21 protein-coding genes are annotated in these 20,785 nt (G+C 63.6%); 11 read left to right on the top strand and 10 right to left on the bottom strand.

The features are described 5' to 3' along the window. Positions 1–7: 7 nt before the first annotated feature. Together lpdA and J4D28_RS13925 are read left to right on the top strand one after the other, a co-directional pair. On the top strand, positions 8–1,399 hold the full coding sequence (gene lpdA, locus J4D28_RS13930) for a dihydrolipoyl dehydrogenase (RefSeq protein ID WP_009048406.1): 1,392 nt from the start codon (positions 8–10) through the stop codon (positions 1,397–1,399). 301 nt (positions 1,400–1,700) lie between these two features. After that, on the top strand, positions 1,701–2,720 hold the full coding sequence (locus J4D28_RS13925; RefSeq protein ID WP_009048405.1) for a branched-chain amino acid aminotransferase: 1,020 nt from the start codon (positions 1,701–1,703) through the stop codon (positions 2,718–2,720). Positions 2,721–2,801: 81 nt separating this feature from the next. Here the strand turns inward: J4D28_RS13925 and J4D28_RS13920 are convergent, their stop codons facing one another. From J4D28_RS13920 to J4D28_RS13905, 4 genes are all read right to left on the bottom strand, one after another. Then, positions 2,802–3,686: an N-acetylmuramoyl-L-alanine amidase gene (locus J4D28_RS13920; protein WP_103331052.1), complete on the bottom strand. Its 885-nt coding sequence runs from the start codon at positions 3,684–3,686 to the stop codon at positions 2,802–2,804. A gap of 226 nt (positions 3,687–3,912) precedes the next feature. Continuing rightward, complete coding sequence (locus J4D28_RS13915; protein ID WP_103331053.1) at positions 3,913–4,710, bottom strand: transglutaminase family protein; 798 nt, start codon at positions 4,708–4,710, stop codon at positions 3,913–3,915. Further along, a complete protein-coding gene (locus J4D28_RS13910; protein WP_007925069.1) occupies positions 4,707–5,657 on the bottom strand; it encodes an alpha-E domain-containing protein in 951 nt (316 codons plus the stop codon). The genes J4D28_RS13915 and J4D28_RS13910 overlap by 4 nt, the downstream gene beginning before the upstream one ends. A gap of 3 nt (positions 5,658–5,660) precedes the next feature. Beyond that, the gene (locus J4D28_RS13905) at positions 5,661–7,070 is read right to left on the bottom strand and encodes a circularly permuted type 2 ATP-grasp protein (RefSeq protein WP_009048402.1); all 1,410 of its coding nucleotides are present in this window, start codon (positions 7,068–7,070) and stop codon (positions 5,661–5,663) included. 215 nt (positions 7,071–7,285) lie between these two features. Between J4D28_RS13905 and J4D28_RS13900 the strand changes: the two genes are divergently transcribed. Beyond that, a complete protein-coding gene (locus J4D28_RS13900) occupies positions 7,286–7,822 on the top strand; it encodes a hypothetical protein (protein ID WP_146043827.1) in 537 nt (178 codons plus the stop codon). 313 nt (positions 7,823–8,135) lie between these two features. Here J4D28_RS13900 and J4D28_RS13895 read toward each other — a convergent pair whose 3' ends face one another. Further along, positions 8,136–8,633 carry an AAA family ATPase gene (locus tag J4D28_RS13895; RefSeq protein ID WP_103331054.1) on the bottom strand — a complete coding sequence of 166 codons (498 nt, stop codon included), beginning with the start codon at positions 8,631–8,633 and terminating at the stop codon, positions 8,136–8,138. A gap of 71 nt (positions 8,634–8,704) precedes the next feature. Beyond that, positions 8,705–9,478: a helix-turn-helix transcriptional regulator gene (locus J4D28_RS13890; protein ID WP_103331055.1), complete on the bottom strand. Its 774-nt coding sequence runs from the start codon at positions 9,476–9,478 to the stop codon at positions 8,705–8,707. A gap of 81 nt (positions 9,479–9,559) precedes the next feature. On the opposite strand from J4D28_RS13890, the gene J4D28_RS13885 reads away from it, so the two are divergent. The 3 genes from J4D28_RS13885 (at position 9,560) to J4D28_RS13875 (ending at position 12,114) form a co-directional block, all read left to right on the top strand. Beyond that, a complete protein-coding gene (locus J4D28_RS13885; RefSeq protein WP_103331056.1) occupies positions 9,560–10,702 on the top strand; it encodes a cytochrome P450 in 1,143 nt (380 codons plus the stop codon). Next, complete coding sequence (locus J4D28_RS13880) at positions 10,702–11,049, top strand: antibiotic biosynthesis monooxygenase (RefSeq protein ID WP_009048397.1); 348 nt, start codon at positions 10,702–10,704, stop codon at positions 11,047–11,049. The genes J4D28_RS13885 and J4D28_RS13880 overlap by 1 nt, the downstream gene beginning before the upstream one ends. 90 nt (positions 11,050–11,139) lie before the next feature. After that, entirely contained in the window at positions 11,140–12,114 is a 975-nt protein-coding gene (locus J4D28_RS13875; RefSeq protein ID WP_103331057.1) for an alpha/beta fold hydrolase, read from the top strand. Positions 12,115–12,116: 2 nt separating this feature from the next. Here J4D28_RS13875 and dmeF read toward each other — a convergent pair whose 3' ends face one another. The 3 genes from dmeF to J4D28_RS13860 form a co-directional block, all read right to left on the bottom strand. After that, entirely contained in the window at positions 12,117–13,073 is a 957-nt protein-coding gene (gene dmeF, locus J4D28_RS13870; protein ID WP_009048395.1) for a CDF family Co(II)/Ni(II) efflux transporter DmeF, read from the bottom strand. 14 nt (positions 13,074–13,087) lie between these two features. Beyond that, positions 13,088–13,360, bottom strand: coding sequence for a metal/formaldehyde-sensitive transcriptional repressor (locus J4D28_RS13865; RefSeq protein ID WP_009048394.1), 273 nt, complete (start codon positions 13,358–13,360; stop codon positions 13,088–13,090). A gap of 238 nt (positions 13,361–13,598) precedes the next feature. Then, positions 13,599–13,937 carry an FKBP-type peptidyl-prolyl cis-trans isomerase gene (locus J4D28_RS13860; protein WP_103331058.1) on the bottom strand — a complete coding sequence of 113 codons (339 nt, stop codon included), beginning with the start codon at positions 13,935–13,937 and terminating at the stop codon, positions 13,599–13,601. 269 nt (positions 13,938–14,206) lie between these two features. Between J4D28_RS13860 and J4D28_RS13855 the strand changes: the two genes are divergently transcribed. The 3 genes from J4D28_RS13855 to J4D28_RS13845 all read left to right on the top strand — a co-directional run bounded on the left by J4D28_RS13855 (position 14,207) and on the right by J4D28_RS13845 (position 16,148). Further along, entirely contained in the window at positions 14,207–15,400 is a 1,194-nt protein-coding gene (locus tag J4D28_RS13855) for an S-type pyocin domain-containing protein (protein ID WP_103331059.1), read from the top strand. Positions 15,401–15,418: 18 nt separating this feature from the next. Beyond that, positions 15,419–15,775, top strand: coding sequence for a DUF6572 domain-containing protein (locus J4D28_RS13850; RefSeq protein WP_009048391.1), 357 nt, complete (start codon positions 15,419–15,421; stop codon positions 15,773–15,775). A 121-nt stretch (positions 15,776–15,896) separates the two neighbouring features. Then, a complete protein-coding gene (locus J4D28_RS13845) occupies positions 15,897–16,148 on the top strand; it encodes a bacteriocin immunity protein (protein WP_016702807.1) in 252 nt (83 codons plus the stop codon). A gap of 91 nt (positions 16,149–16,239) precedes the next feature. On the opposite strand, the gene J4D28_RS13840 is transcribed toward J4D28_RS13845, so the two are convergent. Further along, positions 16,240–17,883 carry an AarF/ABC1/UbiB kinase family protein gene (locus J4D28_RS13840; RefSeq protein WP_103331060.1) on the bottom strand — a complete coding sequence of 548 codons (1,644 nt, stop codon included), beginning with the start codon at positions 17,881–17,883 and terminating at the stop codon, positions 16,240–16,242. Positions 17,884–18,163: 280 nt separating this feature from the next. Here J4D28_RS13840 and J4D28_RS13835 point away from each other — a divergent pair, with 280 nt between their 5' ends. Beyond that, positions 18,164–18,760, top strand: a complete 597-nt coding sequence (locus tag J4D28_RS13835) for a LemA family protein (RefSeq protein WP_103331061.1) — start codon at positions 18,164–18,166, stop codon at positions 18,758–18,760. A 24-nt stretch (positions 18,761–18,784) separates the two neighbouring features. Further along, positions 18,785–20,737 (top strand): M48 family metallopeptidase, encoded by a 1,953-nt coding sequence (locus tag J4D28_RS13830; protein WP_101282195.1) that lies wholly within the window; start codon positions 18,785–18,787, stop codon positions 20,735–20,737. The last annotated feature ends 48 nt before the right edge of the window (positions 20,738–20,785 follow it).

Below are 20,785 nucleotides of genomic sequence, written 5' to 3'. Positions count from 1 at the left end.
GTAAGGCATGCAACAAACTCTGAACACTACCTTGCTGATCATCGGCGGTGGCCCCGGCGGTTATGTGGCGGCGATCCGCGCCGGCCAGCTGGGCATCTCGACCATCCTGGTGGAAGGCCAGGCGCTGGGCGGCACCTGCCTGAACATCGGCTGCATCCCGTCCAAGGCGCTGATCCATGTCGCCGAACAGTTCCAGCAGACCCGCCATCACAGCCAGGGCTCGGCCCTGGGCATCAACGTCTCGGCACCGACCCTGGACATCGGCAAGAGCGTGGAATGGAAAGACGGCATCGTCGACCGCCTGACCACCGGCGTCGCCGCCCTGCTGAGAAAGCACAAGGTCCAGGTGATCCATGGCTGGGCCAAAGTCATCGACGGCAAGACCGTGGAAATCGAAGGCGCCGACACCCGCATCCAGTGCGAACACCTGCTGCTGGCCAGCGGCTCGAAAAGCGTCAACCTGCCGATGCTGCCGATTGGCGGGCCGATCATCTCCTCCACCGAAGCCCTGGCGCCCAAGGCCCTGCCCAAGCGCCTGATCGTGGTCGGCGGCGGTTACATCGGCCTGGAGCTGGGCATCGCCTACCGCAAGCTTGGCGCCGAAGTCAGCGTGGTCGAGGCCCAGGAGCGCATCCTGCCGGCCTATGACGCCGAACTGACCCAACCGGTGCTCGAATCGGTGAAACAACTGGGGATCAAGCTCTACCTCAAGCACAGCGTCGAAGGTTTCGATGCCGCGACCCACTCCTTGCAGGTGCGCGACCCGAACGGCGACAGCCTGAAGCTGGACACCGACCAGGTGCTGGTGGCGGTCGGGCGCAAGCCGAACACCCAGGGCTGGAACCTCGAAGCGCTGAACCTGGACATGAACGGCTCGGCCATCCGCATCGACCAGCGTTGCCAGACCAGCATGCGCAATGTCTGGGCCATCGGCGACCTCGCCGGCGAACCGATGCTCGCGCACCGGGCCATGGCCCAGGGCGAGATGGTCGCCGAGCTGATCGCCGGCCAGCACCGGGAATTCAACCCGACGGCCATTGCCGCGGTGTGCTTCACCGACCCGGAACTGGTGGTGGTCGGCAAGACCCCGGACGAGGCCAAGGCCGCCGGCCTGGATTGCATCGTGTCGAGCTTCCCGTTCGCCGCCAACGGCCGCGCCATGACCCTGGAATCGAAAAGCGGTTTCGTGCGGGTGGTGGCACGCCGTGACAATCACCTGATTGTCGGCTGGCAGGCGGTGGGCGTCGGCGTGTCCGAACTGTCCACGGCCTTCGGCCAGTCCCTGGAAATGGGCGCGCGCCTGGAAGATATCGCCGGCACCATCCACGCCCATCCGACCCTGGGCGAGGCGGTGCAGGAAGCGGCATTGCGCGCCCTGGGCCACGCGTTGCATCTATAAACACCGGGTCTGTAGGAGCGAAGCTTGCTCGCGATAGGGCCAGTGAGCACGGCAGGGATATCAAGCCGTCTGTGCCGACGCTATCGCGAGCAAGCTTCGCTCCTACAGAAACAGCTCGCCGCAGCCTTTGGGGTTCGCGCCACAGGACGACAGGAGGGTTCATGAGCAGGCTAAGTTTTTTTGCTTCCCCTCCCATCGCCCGGGATGCGGTGGCCCCCCGGAATGCAGTATTGTTGTGCCCATCCAAAAAACGTCAGAAGCCTTGAGCCGTTGCGACGGTTGTTAAGCGATAGAGGGTGTCATGGGTAACGAAAGCATCAATTGGGACAAGCTGGGTTTTGACTACATCAAGACAGACAAGCGCTATCTGTCGCACTGGCGTAACGGCGAGTGGGACAAAGGCACCCTGACCGAAGATAACGTGCTGCACATCAGCGAAGGCTCCACCGCCCTTCACTATGGCCAGCAGTGCTTCGAAGGCCTGAAGGCCTACCGCTGCAAGGACGGTTCGATCAACCTGTTCCGCCCGGACCAGAACGCCGCCCGCATGCAGCGCAGCTGCGCGCGCCTGCTGATGCCGCAGGTGTCCACCGAGCAATTTGTTGCCGCCTGTCAGGAAGTGGTTCGCGCCAACGAGCGCTTCATCCCGCCTTACGGCACCGGCGGCGCGCTGTACCTGCGCCCGTTCGTGATCGGCGTGGGTGACAACATCGGCGTGCGCACCGCCCCCGAGTTCATCTTCTCGATTTTCGCCATTCCGGTCGGTGCCTACTTCAAGGGCGGCCTGACCCCGCACAACTTCCTGATCTCCAGCTACGACCGCGCGGCGCCACAAGGCACCGGCGCGGCCAAGGTCGGTGGCAACTACGCCGCCAGCCTGATGCCAGGTTCGGAAGCCAAGAAGAAGCACTTCGCCGACTGCATCTACCTGGACCCTTTGACCCACTCGAAGATCGAGGAAGTCGGTTCGGCCAACTTCTTCGGCATCACCCACGACGACAAATTCGTCACGCCGAAGTCGCCGTCGGTACTGCCGGGCATCACCCGCCTGTCGCTGATCGAGCTGGCCAAGACCCGCCTGGGCCTGGAAGTGATCGAAGGCGACGTGCTGATCGACAAGCTGTCGGACTTCAAGGAAGCCGGCGCCTGCGGTACCGCCGCGGTGATCACGCCGATCGGCGGCATCGAGTACAAGGACAAGCTGCACGTGTTCTACAGCGAAAAAGAAGTCGGTCCGATCACCCAGAAGCTCTACAAAGAGCTGACCGGCGTACAGACCGGCGACATCGAAGCGCCAGCGGGCTGGATCGTCAAGGTCTGACCCTAGCCACCAGGTGCTGAAAAGCCCGCCCTTCGCAACCGCGAACGGCGGGCTTTTTCATGGGTGCCGAAACCTGTGCCCCTAGCCGAGCGCCGCCACTTGCGGCGGCAGCAGAATGGCGCTCGCCTTGTCCTTGCCGTGATATTTGTCGATCAGGGAAAACAGGATGGCCGCCGTACGGATATCCACGATCCCGCTGACATTTTCCTGGTTGAAGCGCATCTGGAAGGCTTCCACCACCCTTTCCGGTTGCTCGTCCAGATAGCCATAACCATAGGTTTGCAGCGCCTTCGTGACCTGGACCATGCTCGGCGGCGCCACGCTGAAGCGGGCCAGGTAGTCGTCGAGGGTGCGCTCGTCGGGCCAGGCGCCAATGCCGGCTTCGGCAAGCCGTTTCCAGGGAAAGAACGGCCCCGGATCGATCTTGCGCCCGGGGGCGATATCCGAGTGCCCGACGATGTCCGTCGGCTGTATGTCGTACTTACTGACCAGGTCGCGGGTCAGGCTGATCAGCAGTTCTATCTGCTGCTCGTTGTAGGGCTCGCCCAGCAACTGGCCGGTGTCCTGGTCCCAGCCAGCGTTGACGATCTCGATCCCGAGCGAGGTGTCATTCAGGTTGCTGCGGTTCTTCCACTGGCTCACTCCCGCGTGCCAGGAGCGGTCGTGGTCATCGACCAACTGGTCGGCCACCAGCAGGCCCTTGTGGGTCTTCGGCCGATCGGGAATCAGGTAGTTGGCGCTGACGTGTTCCGATCGCGTCAGCGTTTCGAAGGACTGCACCTGGTCGAGCGCGGTGTAGTGCAGGACCAGGAAACGGATCCGGTGGTTCTTCGCCACCGCCCTTTCGCCTTTCGAAAGGACGTAGCCGTCTTTCTCCGTGAGCGTGGCCTCGGAGGTGTCTTGGTGGCTGCTGGTACAACCGGTCATCGCCAGCAAGAGGCTTAAGACCGTGGTGTATTTCTTCATGACTTGCCCTTGAACGTTGCTTTCCTTTCCCCGCCTGGCTTGCTGCGTTGCAAGCCTGCGGAGCGGCGCATGCTAGGGGCCGGGGGGAAAGACTGTCTTTAGGAAAAGTCCGAAAGTCGCTGAGAAAGTCGACGACAGAAAGCGCAGATGGGCCATGCAGGGCTGCTACGCCCAAGAGGTGGGCATGCCGGGGCCGGCATGCCCGATGGTGCGGGAAAGGCCGCGGCTACTGGTGCTGGACCTGGAACATCGAGTTCACCTGGACCTGTGCCAGCATGTGCTCGGCGCCGCCGCCGCGACGCATGCCACGCACCGGGCAGGCGTCGAGGTAGTCGAGGCCGACCGCCAGCTTCAGGTGCCGTTCCGGCCGCGCCAGGCGGTTGGTCACGTCGAAACTGTACCAGCCGCCGTCGATCCAGGCCTCGGCCCAGGCGTGGCTGGCCAGGTGGCTTTCGTCTTCGGTGCACAGGTAGCCGGAGACATAACGCGCGGGAATCCCCAGGCCGCGGGCGCAAGCCAGGAACGCATGGGTGTGGTCCTGGCAGACCCCGACCCGGCCGGCGAAAGCCTCGGCCGCGGTGGTGTCCACCGTGGTCGCGCCCGGGCTGTAGACCATGTGTGTGGCCAGGGCGTGCATCAGCTCGATCAGCGCCGCGCGGTCGCGCCGGGTGCCGCAGTGCTGCGCGGCGAAGGCGCTGAGGGCGGCGTCGGCCTTGGTCAGCGGGCTGCTGCGCAGGAAGGGCAGCGGCGACTGGCTGTCGTGCTCCATCTCCCGGGCCTGGTCGATTTCCACCTGGCCATAGGCGCTCAGGACCAGGGCGCCATGGGGCTCGTCCATGGTCAGCACGTGCAGGATATTGCCGTAGGGGTCGAGCTGGCTGCGCACCAGGCGCGGCAGTTCCAGGTGCCATTCGAGGATCTGCTGGCGCTCGCTGTTCTGCGGGGTCAGGCGCAGGAACTGGATGCTGGTGCAGACTTCATCGGCGTAGCTGTAGGTGGTGTCGTGGCGTATGGAAAGTTTCATACAACCTCCAGATAGGATTCGTGGACGGTCTGCCCCAGGTGACGGATCTGCGCGATGAAATCGCTCAGCCACAGGTGCAGGCCCGACGCGAGGATCTCGTCGATCCCGGTGTAGCGCAGGCGCGCGTTCAGCTCGGCGGCCAGGCGCTGGGCCGGACGGCCGTTGTTGCCCGGCAGGCTGGCGAGGATCTGGTCCAGCTCCTCGACGCAGGCATGCAGCGAGCGCGGTACGTCGGCACGCAACAGCAGCATCTCGGATACCTGCTCGGCTCCCGGTGCATTGCGGTAGATCTCGTTGAACGCCTCGAACGAGGACAGGGCACGGAGCAAGGCGCTCCACTGGTAGTAGCCACGGGCCGAGTTGTCGCTGACCTCCTCCGACTCCTCGCCGAACATTTCGTAGCGCGCGTCCAGCAGGCGCAGGGTGTTGTCGGCCCGCTCGATAAAGGTGCCCAGGCGAATGAAGCAATAGGCATCGTTGCGCATGATGGTGCCCGAGGTCGCGCCACGGAACAGGTGCGAACGCTCCTTGACCCATTCGCAGAAATGGCTGATGCCGTAGCGTCCCAGGCCACTCTTGGCGATGTTGCGCATTTCCAGCCAGGTGGCGTTGATGTTTTCCCACATGTCGGCGGTGATGCGCCCGCGCACCGCATGGGCGTTGGTCCGTGCCGCCCGCAGGCAGCAATAGATGCTGCCGGGGTTGGTCTCGTCGAGGGCGAAGAAGTGCAGCATGCGCTCGGTGTTCAGCTCGCCGTAACGCTGGTTGTAGTCGTCCAGGGTGCCGGCGGCCAGCAGCGACATCGCCAGCTCGGCATGGCCATCGCTACGCCCCGCCTGGGGCATCAGCGACAGCGAGTAACTGACTTCGAGCATGCGCGCCAGGTTCTCGGCGCGCTCCAGGTAACGGGACATCCAGTAGAGGTCTGCAGCGGTTCTTGAAAGCATCGGTCAATCCTCCACGACCCAGGTGTCTTTGGTGCCGCCGCCCTGCGACGAGTTCACCACCAGCGAGCCTTCGCGCAAAGCCACGCGGGTCAGGCCGCCCGGCACCAGGCGGGTTTCGCTGCCCGACAGGACGAACGGGCGCAGGTCGATATGCCGCGGCGCGATGCCGTTCTCGACAAAGGTCGGGCAGGTCGACAGGCACAGGGTGGGTTGGGCGATATAGGCTTCCGGACGGGCCTTGAGCCGGGCGCGGAAGTCTTCGATCTCCGCCGCCGTGGCCGCCGGCCCCACCAGCATGCCGTAGCCGCCGGAGCCCTGGGTTTCCTTGACCACCAGGTCCGGCAGGTTGGCCAATACGTGGGACAGCTCCGCGGGTTTGCGGCATTGCCAGGTCGGCACGTTCTTCAGGATCGGTTCCTCGCTCAGGTAGAAACGGATCATCTCGTCGACATAGGGATAGATCGACTTGTCGTCCGCCACCCCGGTGCCCACCGCGTTGGCCAGCACCACGTTGCCGGAACGGTAGGCGGCGATCAGCCCGGGCACGCCGAGCATGGAATCGGGGTTGAACGACAAGGGGTCGAGGAAGGCGTCGTCGAGGCGACGGTAGATCACATCCACCGCCTGGGCGCCGGAGGTGGTGCGCATGAACACGCGGTCGTCGCGCACGAACAGGTCGGCGCCTTCCACCAGTTCCACGCCCATCTCCCGGGCCAGGAACGCATGCTCGAAATAGGCGCTGTTGAAACGCCCCGGGGTCAGCACCACCACCGTCGGGTTGTCCAGCGGGCTGGAGCTTTTCAGGGTATCGAGCAGCAGGTTCGGGTAGTGGTCGATGGGCGCCACCCGTTGCGCGGCGAAGAGCTCGGGGAACAGGCGCATCATCATCTTGCGGTCTTCGAGCATGTAGCTCACGCCGCTGGGGGTGCGCAGGTTGTCTTCCAGCACGTAGTAGCTGCCGTCGCCGTCACGCACCAGGTCGACGCCGGAGATGTGCGAATAGATATTGCGATGCAGATCCAGGCCGCGCATCGCCACCTGGTAACCCTCGTTGGCCAGCACCTGCTCGGCCGGGATGATGCCCTCCTTGAGAATGCGTTGCCCGTGGTAGATATCGGCCAGGAACATGTTCAATGCCTGGACCCGCTGGATGCAGCCGCGCTCGACGTTCCGCCATTCGCTGGCCTTGATGCTGCGCGGGATGATGTCGAAGGGAATCAGCCGTTCAGTGCCTTGCTCGTCACCGTACAACGTGAAGGTGATGCCAGCGCGGTGGAACAGCAGGTCGGCTTCGCGCCGACGCTGGTCCAGCAGCTCCACGGGGGTGTCCGCCAGCCAGCGGGCGAACTCCTGGTAATGTGGGCGGCAGCCACCACTCGCATCATACATTTCGTTAAAAAAAGCACGGGACATACCCCAACTCCTCGCCGTGGTTTAAACGGCTTTTTTATTTAAACTCTCTGTTTCAATAAATCGGGCCTTACGCTGAGCGATAGAAACTGTTCTGTTGTGCACCTCATTGTGCGGCTTGAATATTCCGCTCGATGCCGACGGAAATACCCCCACTTATTGACGCCAGTCGTTTGGCGAAACTTCCCGTATGGATTTTCGGCAATGGATCGCCCGCGATGACGTCCATTGGTTGTGGAACTCGTCACCTCCTTTTTCGTTTTAATGTGAACTTTCAAACTGAAAGTTTTCCGAAACTTCAACAGCACACTTCGTTGGATTTCAAAGGCTGTCTATCTGCTTTAGCAATCGCTGTGCCCAAATCCCGTCTCCCCGCGAATAAAGTCCCCAAGGGTGGAAAAATGACACTTTGGCGACACTTTTCACTCAACCAGGGGGCTCCACTCCCTGTTGATGCTGAAACGTTTTATCCGGAAGGCCGCCGGAACGGCTTTGCACAACACTGGCGCGAACGAAAAAAGTGCAGAAACTGTCGAGGAAGGTTTTTTTGCCCTGACACGGGGATTTTTGGCAAAGCAGCTGTTATCGCTTTGCACAAAGCAAGAGTTGACGCGGCCTGCCGAGAGAAAGAACAGCGCACCATTAGCGGTCCGGAAAACGCACCAACGGCGAACGAAACACCCAATAGCGCCAACTATTGGCGCAATTTCAGCTTTTCGCCAGCGCTAGTTTGTAAAAGTGTCGGACAGGATTGAATCGGGTATTTCCGACTGTGCACGGTTCGCGCCCGAAGGAATAACGTTCGCCGACGTTATCCGCCGAACTCTTCATTCCACTTTTTATTGATTCAGTGCAATCAGCCAGGATTTATCGCCGCCCTCCCCCCCACCACCGAACCTGTAGGAGCGCAGCTTGCTCGCGATGCAGGCACCAGGGTGAATCAGGCACGCCGCCATCGCGAGCAAGCTCGCTCCTACAGTGATTCGCGGATAAATAGCTACTCGCACACACCGCAAAACGTGTAGGAGCCAGCTTGCTGGCGATCCAGGCATCGCTGTGGGTCAGGTACTACAAGGTTTCCAGGTGTTCGAGGATGATCCGCACCGCCGCTGCCGGCGCCAGCACAGCGCTGTCCAGCCTCAAGCGCTCGCCGCTCCAGGCCAGGTAGTCGTGATCGAGCACCGACTGCCAGCTCGGCGGACGCAGGCCGGGCACATCCGCCTCACGGCTTTCCACCCGGCGCCGGTGCTCGGCGAGGTCCGTGCAGACCACCTCGACATTCAGTAAAGGGCTCTGCTCGGCCTCGGCAATGTCCTGCCAGGCCTGGCGGCTTTCGGCGAGCGGATTGACGCAATCGGCCACCACCCGGTTGCCCAGGGCCAGGTTGCTGCGGGCCAGGGCATTGGCGACCTCGTACCCGGCCTTGCCGACCTCCGCCAAGCCGCCGTTGCGCAGCGCCTGCTCGATAGAGTCGATGCGCAGATAGGCGGCCCGCAGATGGCTGGCCAGTGCCCGGGCGATGGTGGTCTTGCCGCTGCCGGGCAGGCCACTGAAGACGATGAGCATAGGGAGAACTCCAAGCAAAGCACTGCATGCGCAGGCTGACGGCAGCGCCAGCCATGGGGTTGTGGACCGGCCTATGAAGCCTGGGTAACGGACGGCCGATCCGGTTTGCCAGCGCTCCCGACCCGCAGGGTTGGGCTGTCGGGCTCTTCGAGCTGGACCGCGAACCGAGTGGCAAGCTCCTTGCGCCCCAGGGCGGTCAATCCCAGCGCCCGGCTGTCCAGGTCCTGGGTCAGCCATTTGCGCCGGATCGCCTCCTGCAACAACGCGGCTCCCAGCGCACCACCCAGATGCGGGCGGCGCATGCTCCAGTCCAGGCACGGGCAGGCAAAGCGTCGACGCAAGGTCGCCAGGGCCTGCACATCGATACCCAATCCGGCGAAAAACCCTTCGCCGGCCGGGCTCAGGCTGTACTCCTGGGCGCCCTCCTGCGGCTCCTGCAACCAGCCGGCGTCGAGCATGCGGTCATGCAACTGCACCGCCAGGGTGCCGGCCATATGGTCGTAGCAGGTACGGGCGAACTGCAGGCGGTCCGGGGTGCGCGGGCTGAAAGCTGGCATGGCGTTGCGGCCGATCACCATCAGGGCCTCCAGGGCCTGGGCCACGCGCTGGTCGGCCAGGCTGTAGTAACGATGGCGGCCCTGCACATGCAGGCGCACCAGGACCAGGTCCTTGAGCTTGCCCAGGTGCGCGCTGGCGGTGGAGGCGCTGACATCGGCGATCGCCGCCAGCTCGGTGCTGGTGCGCGCGTGGCCGTCCATCAACGCGCAGAGCATCTTCGTCCGCGCCGGCTCGGCAATGGCCGCGGCGACCTGGGATACGGCGTTGTCGTGCTGTTGTGCATTCATATTTCGCTCCCGAACGAATCGTGCCCTTCGCAGGTTGCCGATAGTAGCAACACTTCTCCCCCGCGAATAAGGCCGCCCGTCATGGACCCGATCACCGCCGTCACCCACGCCGATCCCTACCCTTACTACGCCAGCCTGCGGGTCCGGGACGGGTTGGCCTTCGACCCCAGGCTGGGGATGTGGCTGGCCAGCAGCGCCGCAGCGGTGGCCGCGGTGCTGGCCCATCCCGAGTGCCGGGTACGTCCCGCCCACGAGCCGGTGCCCCGGGCCATAGCCGACGGCGCCGCCGGCACAGTGTTCGGCCAACTGATGCGGATGAACGACGGCGAACGCCAGCGTTGCCCGCGGGCCGCGGTCGAGCCGGGCCTGCAACAGGTATATGCCGAGGAAATCCAGCAGCGGGTCGCCGCCCTGCTGCTGGGCCTGCCAAGGGATACCACTGCCAGGCTGCACGATTGCCAGTTCCGCCTGCCGGTGGCGGTGGTCGCCGGGCTGCTGGGCTTTGCCGCGCACCAGTTGCCAGAGATTACCGGGCTGACCCGGGACTTTGTCGCCTGCCTGTCGCCGGCCAGCAATCAGGCACAACGGGAGGCCGCCCACCGGGCAGCCGAAGCGTTGAGCCGACACTTCGAGGCCCTGCTCGATCAGGCCCCCGCCAGCCCGCTGTTGCAGCGGATCGTCAACGGCTTCGACAGGCAGGGTCACGACAGCCTGATCGGCAACCTGATCGGCCTGTTGTCCCAGACCTTCGAGGCCAGCGCCGGGCTGATCGGCAACAGCCTCTGCGCCCTGCTGAACAATCGCCAGTTACTCGCGGACCTGCGGGCGACGCCCAACCGGATCGCCGACCTGCTGGCCGAAGTGCAGCGTCACGACCCGCCGGTGCAGAACACCCGGCGCTTCGTCGCCGCCCCTTGCAGCATCGCCGGGGTGACGCTGGAGCCGGGCGCTGTGGTGCTGGTGCTGCTGGCCTCGGCCAACCGCGACCCGCAACTGAACCCGGAGCCGAATCGCCTGCTGCTTGAACGTGAGGCCCGGCGCAGTTTCAGCTTTGGCAGCGGCCGCCACCAATGCCCCGGCCAGGCCCTGGCCCTGAGCATCGCCAGCGCGGTGGTCGGCGCGCTGCTGCCACAATCGACCCTCGATCAGCCCATCGCTTGGACCTACAAGCCCTCGCTCAACGGACGCATCCCCCTGTTCACCCTCCTGCCGGAGTCGCACTGATGATCGCCGTGATATTCGAAGCCCTGCCCCGCCCGGAACATCGCCAGCGTTACCTGGACCTCGCCGCCGCGCTGAAACCGCTGCTGCTGGAGATCGACGGCTTCATTTCCATCGAACGTTTCCAGAGCCTGAGCGAGCCGGACAAGCTGCTGTCCCTGTCGTTCTGGCGCGACGAGCAGGCGGTCGAGGCCTGGCGCACCCTGGAACGCCATCGCACGGCCCAGGCCCTGGGGCGGACCCAGGTGTTCGCCGACTACCGGCTGCGGGTCGCCGCAGTGGCGCGCGACTACGGGCTGACCCAGCGCGACCAGGCGCCGGCGGACAGCCGCCGGGCCCATGCCGGGTAAACTGCTGGGCGCCTATTCGACCAATGAATGGTGGTCAGAGGGGCAGCGGGCTTCTGCTAGGGTCATGCCTGGACTTGGGAGGACACCATCATGAGCCAGATCACCCAACACGCCCTGAAGCTCAACGGCATCGAATTGCACCTGCATGCCGACGGCCCGCTGGACGGCCCGCCGGTGTGGCTGCTGCACGGCTTTCCCGAGTGCTGGTATTCGTGGCGCCGGCAGGTCGCGCCGCTGACGGCCGCCGGCTACCGGGTGCTGATCCCGCAGATGCGCGGCTACGGCGACAGCAGCGCCCCAGAGGATGCAGCCGCCTATGACGTGCTGACCCTGTGCGCGGATATCCAGCAGGCGATGGATGCCCTGGGCCAGGAGCAGGCCTGCATCGTCGGTCACGACTGGGGTGCCGTGATCGCCTGGCACCTGGCGCTGCTGGAACCGCAGCGGGTCAAGGCCCTGGTGGCACTCTCGGTGCCTTTCGCCGGCCGCCCCAAGCGCCCGGCCGTGGAGATCATGGCCGAGCTGTTCGCCGAGCGTTTCAACTACATCCTGTACTTCCAGGAGCCCGGCGTCGCCGAGCGGGAACTGGACGCCGACATCGACCGCAGCCTGCTGCATTTCATGCACGACTGCGAACACCTGCTGGATGAGAAGAGTCCGTCGGCCCTGCTGTTCGACGGCATGCCGCCGCACCAGGCACCGCCCGTCTGGTGCACGCCGGAGGACTTTGCGGTGTACCGGCGCACCTTTGCGGGGCGAGGTTTTCGCGGCGCCTTGAACTGGTACCGCAACTTCGAGCGCAACTGGCAGCGGACCGAACACCTGGGCGAACGCCAGGTGAGCCAACCCACGCTGTTCATGATCGGCGACCGCGACCCGGTGGGTCAGTTGGAAGCTCGCACTATGGAGCGCATGCCCGGCAAGGTGCCACGCCTGGAACAGCATCGGCTGGCGGATTGCGGGCACTGGATCCAGAGCGAACAGGCCGCAGAGGTCAATCTGCGGTTGCTGGATTTTCTTGGGAGAAACTACCCCTGCCCGCCTGCCGTGCAGACAGGGGCCTAGCGTTACAGGCTGCGATATTCGAGGGTGAGGTGCGCCAGTTCGTGGACCGGCGCCAGGCGCTGGCGGATGGTTTCGGCGCTGACGCCGGCAGCCGCCACCACACTGACGATCGCCGCCCGCGCCTGCGGGCCCACCTGCCACACATGCAGGTCGGTGATGCGCGCATCGCCGGCGGCTTCCACCGATTGGCGAATCTCGCCGGCCAGGTGTTCGTCCGTGGTGTCGAGCAGCACCGCCGCGCTGGACTTCATCAAGCCATAGGCCCAGCGCCCGATGACCAGCGCGCCGACCACCCCCATCACCGGGTCGAGCCAGACCCAACCCAGATAACGCCCCGCCAGCAACGCGGCGATGGCCAGGACCGAGGTCAGGGCATCGGCCAGCACATGGACATAGGCCGAGCGCAGGTTGTTGTCGTGGTGATGGCCATGCCCATGTGAATGTTCGTGCGGGTGCTCATGAGCATGCTGATGACCGTGATCGTGGCCGTGATGGGCATGGCCACCGGAAAGCAGCAAGGCACTGACAATATTCACCAGCAGCCCGACCACGGCGATCACGGTCGCCTCGGTGAACGCCACCTGGGTCGGCTGCAACAGCCGCAGCAACGACTCGCCGGCGATGCCGATGGCCACCAGGCCGAGGATCAGCGCCGAGGCGAACCCCGCCAGGTCGCCGACCTTGCCGGTGCCGAAACTGAAGCGCGCATTGTCGGCATTGCGCCGGGCGAAACCGTAGGCCGCCGCCGCGATGCCCAGGGCCCCGGCATGGGTCGCCATATGGAAGCCGTCGGCCAGCAAGGCCATGGAACCGGTGAGATAACCGGCGGCGATTTCGCCGATCATCATGATGAAGGTCAGCGCCACCACCCACAGCGTGCGCCGGGCGTTTTCATCGTGGGCGGCACCGAGGAAGTGGTGGTCGTGGGTCAAGCCTGCAGAGGGCAAGGTGGGGCGCATGGGGTGGTCTCCGGTCAGGAATAACGGCGAATGGCTTCGAGCAATTCGTTCACGCCCTTGGCCCGCTCTTCATCACTGAGCTCAGGGTGAGCCACATGCTCCAGGGCGTGGGCCTCGATGATTTCCCCCATCAGGCCGTTGATCGCACCGCGGGTGGCCGCCACCAGATGCAGGGTCTTGGCGCACTCCGCGCCGGACTCCAGGGCCCGCTCCACGGCCTGCACCTGGCCAAGAATGCGCCGGACCCGTTTGAGCAGATCGTCTTTCTGTGCGTGCGTATGCGACATACCTATACCCCCTATACCTATATGGCGCCCATCCTGGCCGATGACTGGAACAGACGCAAGAGGCCAAAGCCCGTTGCGTTTCAACCAGCCACAACCTGGCCCCGCCTGGCGAAAGCACGGAAGCACGATTTCAAGGGAGATCTAGGGAGCAAGGGCGTGGCGATTCTGTTCGAGCCCACGCCCGGCCCGGGTAACGCGGCCCGATCAGGCAGAGCCCTGACCTGGCCAATAAGCGAAATCAGTCGTCGCGAGTCAGGACTTCCAGCAGCTCGATCTCGAACACCAGATTGGAGTTCGGCGGGATCTTGCCCATCGAGCGCTCGCCGTAACCCAGGTGCGCCGGCACCAAGAGCTTGCGCTTGCCGCCGACCTGCATGCCCATCAGGCCCTGGTCCCAGCCCTTGATCACCCGCCCGGTACCGATCACGCACTGGAACGGCTTGCCGCGCTCCCAGGACGAATCGAAGGGTGTGCCGTCTTCCAGGAAACCGCGGTACTGGGTGGTGATCAAGGCGCCCTTGACCGCCGCCTTGCCCTCGCCCACTTCGATATCGATCACCTGTAACAGGTCGCTCATCTATTCACTCTCTGTTGGAGGCAGCCAGCAGCGGCCACCGAGGGTGCGGAAAATAACAAATTTTCCGCCTCGCGACTTGTCAGGCATGCTCCTGGAAGGGGCTGAGGCAGGGCACATTATCGATGCCGCCTGGCCCAGCCAGCATTTTTCAGATTGCCCCTACAGACCCTCCATAGCCGAATCCACTAGCGTCCCTAAGCCAACTGCAAATGCTCTTCGCTCCCCTCTGACGGGGGCTTTCTTTATGGACAATGTGGACGCGAACAGGGATGAGTGGCTACGTACCGAACGCCCCGAAGGGCTATCGCAACAAGGGTGTAGAGCCCGTCGATCTTGGCGCCCAGCGCTGGGCGGAATACAAGGACCTGCCGCCAAAGGCAGAAGACAAGCCCGCCACCATGGGTTGTGTCTTTGCCAAAAGCTGCAACCTGCCTGACGGTGTGATCGATCACAAGAATCCGGCCGGATTTGTGCCTGTTGAGAAGCTGGCTGATTACGGGCTATGGGCTGTATTAGCTACCGGGACGGCAATCACAGCGCAAGGTTCCTCTCTCCAATTGGTGGGCGGCTCTGCCACTGGCAGCGCCATTGCCAAACGTCTTGGCGGATCATTGGCTCTCACATTGCTGGAAGGGTCAGGTGTTGTTGCTACTGGCGCTGTAGTGGGCACTGTTGCGTTGCTGATTCCAAACACCAGCATTTCGCCTGACAGTGCCTTCTATAAGAATGAGCAGTACGCAATGCTCAAGACAGGCCGCACACGTGTTCGTGTCAATGTGAAGACCTTGCCGGATGGCTCCGTTAACGCCTATGGCTTCTACACGGGCGGCAAGACGGATTGGGAAAATGTCCCAGTCATTGAGGGCAGGAAAGACGGTGAGAAGTTTATCGCCGACATTGGCAACGGGATCGGCCTCACTTGGACACCAGCGGCAAGCGGTGACGGTGTACTGGGTATTCCTGCACTGGAAGGCGCGTCACAGTTGCCACCTGTTTGGGTGTATCCACCTACAGCACAATCTGACACGGTGTTGGCGAACCCCGCACATCCACCTGAATTCCGAGATGCAATTATCTGGTTCCCTGACTCGGGGATTGAGCCAATCTACATTGTGCTCAGTACACAGTTGGAGAAGAACAAGACGGCTGGCGCTGCTTTTGAAGATAAGGCTTACCCTCCATTTGCCGAAGAAATGGACGAGTCAACTCAACAGGTAACGCTGAAAACAAAGAGCGGCACCAGAACTCGTCTCGATATGATTGGCAGGAACGCGAACGGAGACATTGCGTGCGTCGAATGCAAAGCCTCCGACACAGCACCACTTACACGCAATCAAAAGCTGGCGTTCCCGGAAATCGAAGAGAGCGGCGGAGTCATTGTTGGTAAAGGTAAACCTGGCTTCCCCGGAGGAACGGTTATACCGCCAACCCGAGTACAAATCTTGCGACCGAAAATAGACTAACGCAATCAAGGAACAGCTATGTCAGTTACAGATACCGAAGTCATCGACATGTGGGGAATCCCAAAATGGGATCACAACAAAATAGTTCTCGGGATCACAGACCATCTTGGGTGGGCTGACAAAACCGAACAGGGCGAGCACCTTCTTGCGCTTCAAGAAAAGCTGAATGCGTACATCGCTTTCATCGAAAGCGGCGACATCTACACCGAGATTCCCGGCGCCCTTGGTAAGTCCCCCATCATCCGCATCATCGGGAAGTATGAGCTTTCAGAGCAAGGTGAACTCCTTGTTGATCGCGCTACCGAGGTGTTAAAGGAAGTAGGCATTGGCCTAGAGTTCGTGCTTAAACAAGACGATGTGACAGACAACGAGTGACCGGCGATGCGCTCCAGCTTAGGGGAGAGGGCAAGGCGCCAAAGCTCTGGCTACAGGGATCAAGAACTGACAGAAAAAGAAAAGCCCATTCAATGTGGGCTCTCATAGGGGGAGTTGAGTAATGGAATTGAAGAGCCATTTGGCTTACTACACCGAACAGGAATTCAAGGCCCTGATCCAAGCGATTGAAAATGCACGAACTGAGGAAGAGCGAGCCGAGCTTGTCGATCACTTCAACAAGATCGTTCCCCATCCAGCAGGGAACGATTTAATGTTCTATCCAGAGGCTGGGGAAGACGATTCAGCCGATGGCGTAACGCGGACTGTCAGCAGCTATTGCCGTGACAAGGGCCTACCGGGTTTCAAGATCTGATCAAAGGTGCTGAACGCAAACACCAAGGAGGAACTCAGGCACATCTGGAATGTGCAGCACCGGACATGATCCCCACGCTCAACCTCCCCCCTCAAGACCGCTTGAACAAACTCCAGACAAACGCCATCAACCCACCCACAGTCGCCCCTCCCGCCAGCCAGCCCACCACAGACAGCCCCTGCCAGGCCGGGCCGGCCGCAGCGAGCTGTGGGCCGAAGGCGATCAGCAGTGCGCTGATCAGCAGGGCCAGGGATACGCGGGTCGAGGCCAGGCGCAGGGATTTTTCCAGGCGCTCGACGCCCGGCATGTCGAGGCGCAGGTCGACCACGCCGTGTTTCAGGCGGTTGATCAGCAGGCGGGTCAACTGTGGCAGTTCGACGGCGACGCCGTGGCCCAGCTCCAGGCCGTCGAGGCCCAGGCGGCGGGCGAGCTTCCAGCTGAACTGCTGCTTGAGCATCTGGCTGATGGCCGGGCGCGCAGTGGCCACCAGGTCCAACTGAGGATCGAGACGGGTGAGCACGCCATCGGCGGTGATCAGCGCCTTGAACAGCACCAGCAGGTCAGCCGGCAGCAACAGTTGGTATGCGCGCATCAGGCCGAGGAAGTCCTCGATCATCGCACTCATGTTCAGCGCCTTGCCGCCGTGCCGGCCCATGAATTCCCGCGCAGCCTGTTCGATGGCGGACAGGTCGCGCACCTGCTCGCCGCTCCAGTCGATCAGCACCGCCACCAGCGCTTCGGTACTGCCCTCGGTCATGGCCCGCATAAAGCCCATGACCTCCAGGCGCCGGCGCTCGTCGAGGCGCCCGACCATGCCAAAGTCGATAAACCCGACGCGGTTGTCGTCCATGGCCCGCAGGTTGCCGGGGTGCGGATCGCCATGGAACAGGCCGTCTTCCAGCAGCATCTTGATAAAGGCCTGGGCCCCGCGCTGCGCCAGCAGGCTCGGGTCCAGGCCTTGCTCGATCAGGGCCTGGCGTTCCAGTGGTGTATGGCTGGGGAGGAATTCCTGGACCAGCAGGCGCTCGCTGCTGTGCTGCCAGTGGATACGCGGAATGGCGATCTGCGGATGCTCGGCGAAATTCGCCGCCACGGTGTCGCAGTGCTGGCCTTCCTGGGTGAAGTCCAGTTCTTCGAGCATGGCCCGGGCCAATTGCCGGACCATCTGCCGCGGCTGGTAATGGGCCAGGGCGGCGTTCTCTTCCACCAGCATCGCCACACCTTCCAGCAGTTGCAGGTCGGCGCTCATCTTGCGCCGCAGGCCGGGGCGCTGCACCTTGACCACCACCGCCTCGCCGCTGAGCAGGCGCGCGCGATAAACCTGGGCGATAGAGGCCGCGGCCAGGGGCTCGGTGTCGAACTCGGCGAACACCTGGGCCAGCTCGCAGCCCAGGTCGTCGCGTACCTGGTCCTCCAGCTCGCTCCAGGGCAAGGTCGCGGCGCTGCTGTGCAACGACTCCAGTTCGCTGATCCAGTGCGGCGGCAGGATATCGCTGCGGCTGGCGAGGATCTGCCCGAGCTTGATAAAGGTCGGCCCGAGTTTCTCCAGGGCCAGGCGCACCCGTTGCGGCGTCGAGTCCTGCGGCTGCGTTTCAGTACCGGCTTGCGACTCGCCCAGCAGGCGCCCAAGGCCCAGGCGCAGCAGCACATCCTGGGCACCGAAGGCCGCGAGCACGGCGACTATCTGATGCACCCGTTTATGGTGTTTGAGTGCCGTCCAGGTGGGTTCGAGCATGGTCGGGATGATCCTTCACAAGGTGACGCCCGCGGCGTGGCCGGCGGGCTCAAGGTTGGGTGGCGCGCCTGCCGGGGACTCCGGCACCGACAACGCACCCTGCAAGGTCCGACCACAACGAGCGGCAATCATTCAGAACGCGGCAGCGCCGATTGCACGCGCCTCCTTGTCCGAGGTGCTGCCGAAGACCGCATGCCGGCGGTTGCCCATGGCGGCGCCCGCGATAAATTCGGTTACCATGGCGCCCCCCTGAAATCCGCACGCCGATAAGGACATCCGTATGGCTGTTTCAACTATTGTGGTTCTGCTCGTTCTGGCCCTGCTGGTGGTCTACGTCATCACCGTCTACAACGGCCTGGTGGCCCGCCGGAACCGCTTCAAGAACGCCTTCGCGCAGATCGAAGTCCAGCTCAAGCGCCGTTACGACCTGATCCCCAACCTGGTGGAAACCGCCAAGGCTTACCTCAAGCACGAGCGCGACACCCTCGAAGCCGTGACCGCGGCGCGCAACGCCGCGCTGGCGGGTCTCAAGGCGGTCGCGGCCGAGCCCGGCAACCCGCAGCACATGGCCCAGCTGGGCCAGGCCGAAGGCGCGCTGTCCAGCGCCATGGGCCGGCTGAATGTGAGCATGGAGGCCTACCCGGACCTCAAGGCGTCGCAGAACATGCAACAGCTGAGCGAAGAGCTGACCAGCACCGAAAACAAAGTGTCCTTTGCCCGCCAGGCCTTCAACGACACGGTGATGGATTACAACAGCTACAAGCAGAGTTTCCCGCCGGTGATCCTGGCCGGCCTGTTTGGCCATGGCGCCGACGCCAGCCTGCTGCAATTCGCCGACAGCGCCCTGATCCAGGAAGCCCCCAAGGTCGCCTTCTAAGCCCCTGTCACCCTGGATGGTCCGATGAATTTTTTTGAACACCAGGCCCGGGCCAAACGGCGTACCGGCACCCTGGTGCTGCTGATGATCCTGGCCGTGCTGTGCCTGGTGACGGTCACCAGCCTGGCGCTGAACCTGCTCTGGCTGCAATTTCTCAAGGAGATGAAGCAGTCGCCGAGCTTCGACTGGCAGCTGACCGCGATGATCGCCGCGGTAGTGTTCCTGGTGGTGATCGGCAGCAGCATGGGCAAGCACTCCGAACTGAAAGCCGGCGGCAAGGTGGTCGCCAAGCGCCTGGGTGGCCGGCTGATCAACCTGCACCCGGACGGCCTGGAAGAACAACGGCTGCTCAATGTGGTCGAGGAAATGGCCCTGGCCTCGGGCACGCCGGTACCGCAGGTGTACGTGCTGCCCGATGCCGGGATCAATGCATTCGCCGCCGGCTTTACCCCACAGGAAGCGGTGATCGGGGTCACCCGCGGCGCCATCATGGTGTTCAACCGTGAGGAACTGCAGGCGGTGATCGCCCATGAGTTCAGCCATATCTACAACGGCGACATGCGCCTCAACACCCGGCTGGTGGCGATTGTCCACGGCATCCTGGTTATCGGCTTGACCGGCGAGGCAATGGCCAACGGGGTCAACCAGGCCGGCCGGCTGGCACAGAACCGGGTCGGCGGGCTGGCGATGTGGAGTGGCCTGGCGCTGATCCTGCTGGGCTCGGTCGGGACCTTTTTCGGCAATATGATCAAGGGCGCCATCAGCCGCGAGCGCGAGTTCCTCGCCGATGCCTCGGCGGTGCAGTTCACCCGCAACCCGGCCGGCCTGGTCGGCGCGCTGAAAAAAATCGGCGGTTATGCCGCCAGCTCGAAACTCGACAGCGCTTTCAGCTCCGAATACAGCCACTTGTATTTCAGTGAAGGGGCCACCCTCTCCGTCTACGGCCAGTCCGCGACCCATCCGCCCCTCTCGGCGCGGATCCGCCGCCTGGAACCCGGCTGGGACGGCCGCTTGCCCACCGTCGAAGCCGTCGAACTGCCGGCCGAGCCCGCCCGCGCCGGCCTGGACAGTTCCGGGGAGTTCAGCCGCCAGTCGCAAGCGACCAGCGCCCTGGTCTTCGACCTGAATGCGATCAAGCAGTCGATTGCCAGCATCGGCAGCCCGAACGCGCAACATCTGCTGGCGGCACAAGCGGCGCTGGTCAGCCTCGACCCGGCGCTCCAGCGCAGCGCCCACAGCACCACCGGCGCCCAGGCGCTGGTCTATGGCCTGCTGCTGTCCGCCAACGATTCGATACGCCGCCGGCAACTCGCGCAGCTGGAGGCCAACAGCCCCACCGAGGTCTTCGGTTGCCTGCAAGCCCTGCAAAAACAGCTGGCGGCCCTCGACCCGAACCTGCGCCTGCCGCTGCTCGACCTGTCGATTCCGGCCCTGCAGCAGCTGGACAAGAAAGCCTGCAAGCCGTTCATGGACAACCTGCGACAACTGATCGACGCCGACGACCAGGTCGAGCTACTGGAGTGGACGCTGCTGCGCATCGTGCAGCGCAATGTCGAAGGCCTGCCGGCGCCCGAATACAAATGGGGGCTGTTCCAGCGCAGCGAAGAACTGGCGGTCCTGCTCGGCGCCCTGGCCAGTGCCGGGCAAAATACCGCGCAGCAGGCCCAGCTGGCATTGGCCCATGCCTGGACCGGCCTGCCCTTCGCCCAGCCACAACCGGCGCAGGTCGACCTCGAACACCTGGATACCGCCCTGGTGCGCCTGCGCCAGTTGATGCCCGAGGAACGGCCGACGCTGCTGCAGGCCATGGCCCGTTGCGTTTGCTACGACGGCCAGGTCACCGTGGCCGAAGCCGAGCTGATGCGTGCCGTGGCCGATGTGCTGGATTGCCCGATGCCACCGCTGCTGTCCTCGGCAGTCGCCGAACCCGTGTCTTCCCCGGCATCTGCCAGCGTCCCCCAGACCGCCACGCTCTGAGTACCGGTCAAGCATGCCTGCCCAGCGCCAGCCTGGGCAGGCACCGCC

It is taken from the genome of Pseudomonas sp. GW531-T4, assembly GCF_017349615.1.
GTDB classification, from domain to species: Bacteria; Pseudomonadota; Gammaproteobacteria; order Pseudomonadales; family Pseudomonadaceae; genus Aquipseudomonas; species Aquipseudomonas chlororaphis_I.
This window is presented reverse-complemented; position numbering and strand designations above follow the sequence as displayed.

Excerpts from the sequence above, each read along its gene's own strand:
- J4D28_RS13905 (WP_009048402.1), bottom strand. The coding sequence starts at position 7,070 with ATGTCCCGTGCTTTTTTTAACGAAATGTATGATGCGAGTGGTGGCTGC.
- J4D28_RS13850 (WP_009048391.1), top strand. The coding sequence starts at position 15,419 with ATGTCAGTTACAGATACCGAAGTCATCGACATGTGGGGAATCCCAAAA.
- J4D28_RS13920 (WP_103331052.1), bottom strand. The coding sequence starts at position 3,686 with ATGAAGAAATACACCACGGTCTTAAGCCTCTTGCTGGCGATGACCGGT.
- dmeF (WP_009048395.1), bottom strand. The coding sequence starts at position 13,073 with ATGCGCCCCACCTTGCCCTCTGCAGGCTTGACCCACGACCACCACTTC.
- J4D28_RS13880 (WP_009048397.1), top strand. The coding sequence starts at position 10,702 with ATGATCGCCGTGATATTCGAAGCCCTGCCCCGCCCGGAACATCGCCAG.
- J4D28_RS13900 (WP_146043827.1), top strand. The coding sequence starts at position 7,286 with ATGACGTCCATTGGTTGTGGAACTCGTCACCTCCTTTTTCGTTTTAAT.
- J4D28_RS13915 (WP_103331053.1), bottom strand. The coding sequence starts at position 4,710 with ATGAAACTTTCCATACGCCACGACACCACCTACAGCTACGCCGATGAA.
- J4D28_RS13845 (WP_016702807.1), top strand. The coding sequence starts at position 15,897 with ATGGAATTGAAGAGCCATTTGGCTTACTACACCGAACAGGAATTCAAG.
- J4D28_RS13860 (WP_103331058.1), bottom strand. The coding sequence starts at position 13,937 with ATGAGCGACCTGTTACAGGTGATCGATATCGAAGTGGGCGAGGGCAAG.
- J4D28_RS13865 (WP_009048394.1), bottom strand. The coding sequence starts at position 13,360 with ATGTCGCATACGCACGCACAGAAAGACGATCTGCTCAAACGGGTCCGG.
- J4D28_RS13890 (WP_103331055.1), bottom strand. The coding sequence starts at position 9,478 with ATGAATGCACAACAGCACGACAACGCCGTATCCCAGGTCGCCGCGGCC.
- J4D28_RS13840 (WP_103331060.1), bottom strand. The coding sequence starts at position 17,883 with ATGCTCGAACCCACCTGGACGGCACTCAAACACCATAAACGGGTGCAT.
- J4D28_RS13830 (WP_101282195.1), top strand. The coding sequence starts at position 18,785 with ATGAATTTTTTTGAACACCAGGCCCGGGCCAAACGGCGTACCGGCACC.
- J4D28_RS13875 (WP_103331057.1), top strand. The coding sequence starts at position 11,140 with ATGAGCCAGATCACCCAACACGCCCTGAAGCTCAACGGCATCGAATTG.
- J4D28_RS13925 (WP_009048405.1), top strand. The coding sequence starts at position 1,701 with ATGGGTAACGAAAGCATCAATTGGGACAAGCTGGGTTTTGACTACATC.
- lpdA (WP_009048406.1), top strand. The coding sequence starts at position 8 with ATGCAACAAACTCTGAACACTACCTTGCTGATCATCGGCGGTGGCCCC.
- J4D28_RS13910 (WP_007925069.1), bottom strand. The coding sequence starts at position 5,657 with ATGCTTTCAAGAACCGCTGCAGACCTCTACTGGATGTCCCGTTACCTG.
- J4D28_RS13835 (WP_103331061.1), top strand. The coding sequence starts at position 18,164 with ATGGCTGTTTCAACTATTGTGGTTCTGCTCGTTCTGGCCCTGCTGGTG.
- J4D28_RS13885 (WP_103331056.1), top strand. The coding sequence starts at position 9,560 with ATGGACCCGATCACCGCCGTCACCCACGCCGATCCCTACCCTTACTAC.
- J4D28_RS13895 (WP_103331054.1), bottom strand. The coding sequence starts at position 8,633 with ATGCTCATCGTCTTCAGTGGCCTGCCCGGCAGCGGCAAGACCACCATC.
- J4D28_RS13855 (WP_103331059.1), top strand. The coding sequence starts at position 14,207 with ATGAGTGGCTACGTACCGAACGCCCCGAAGGGCTATCGCAACAAGGGT.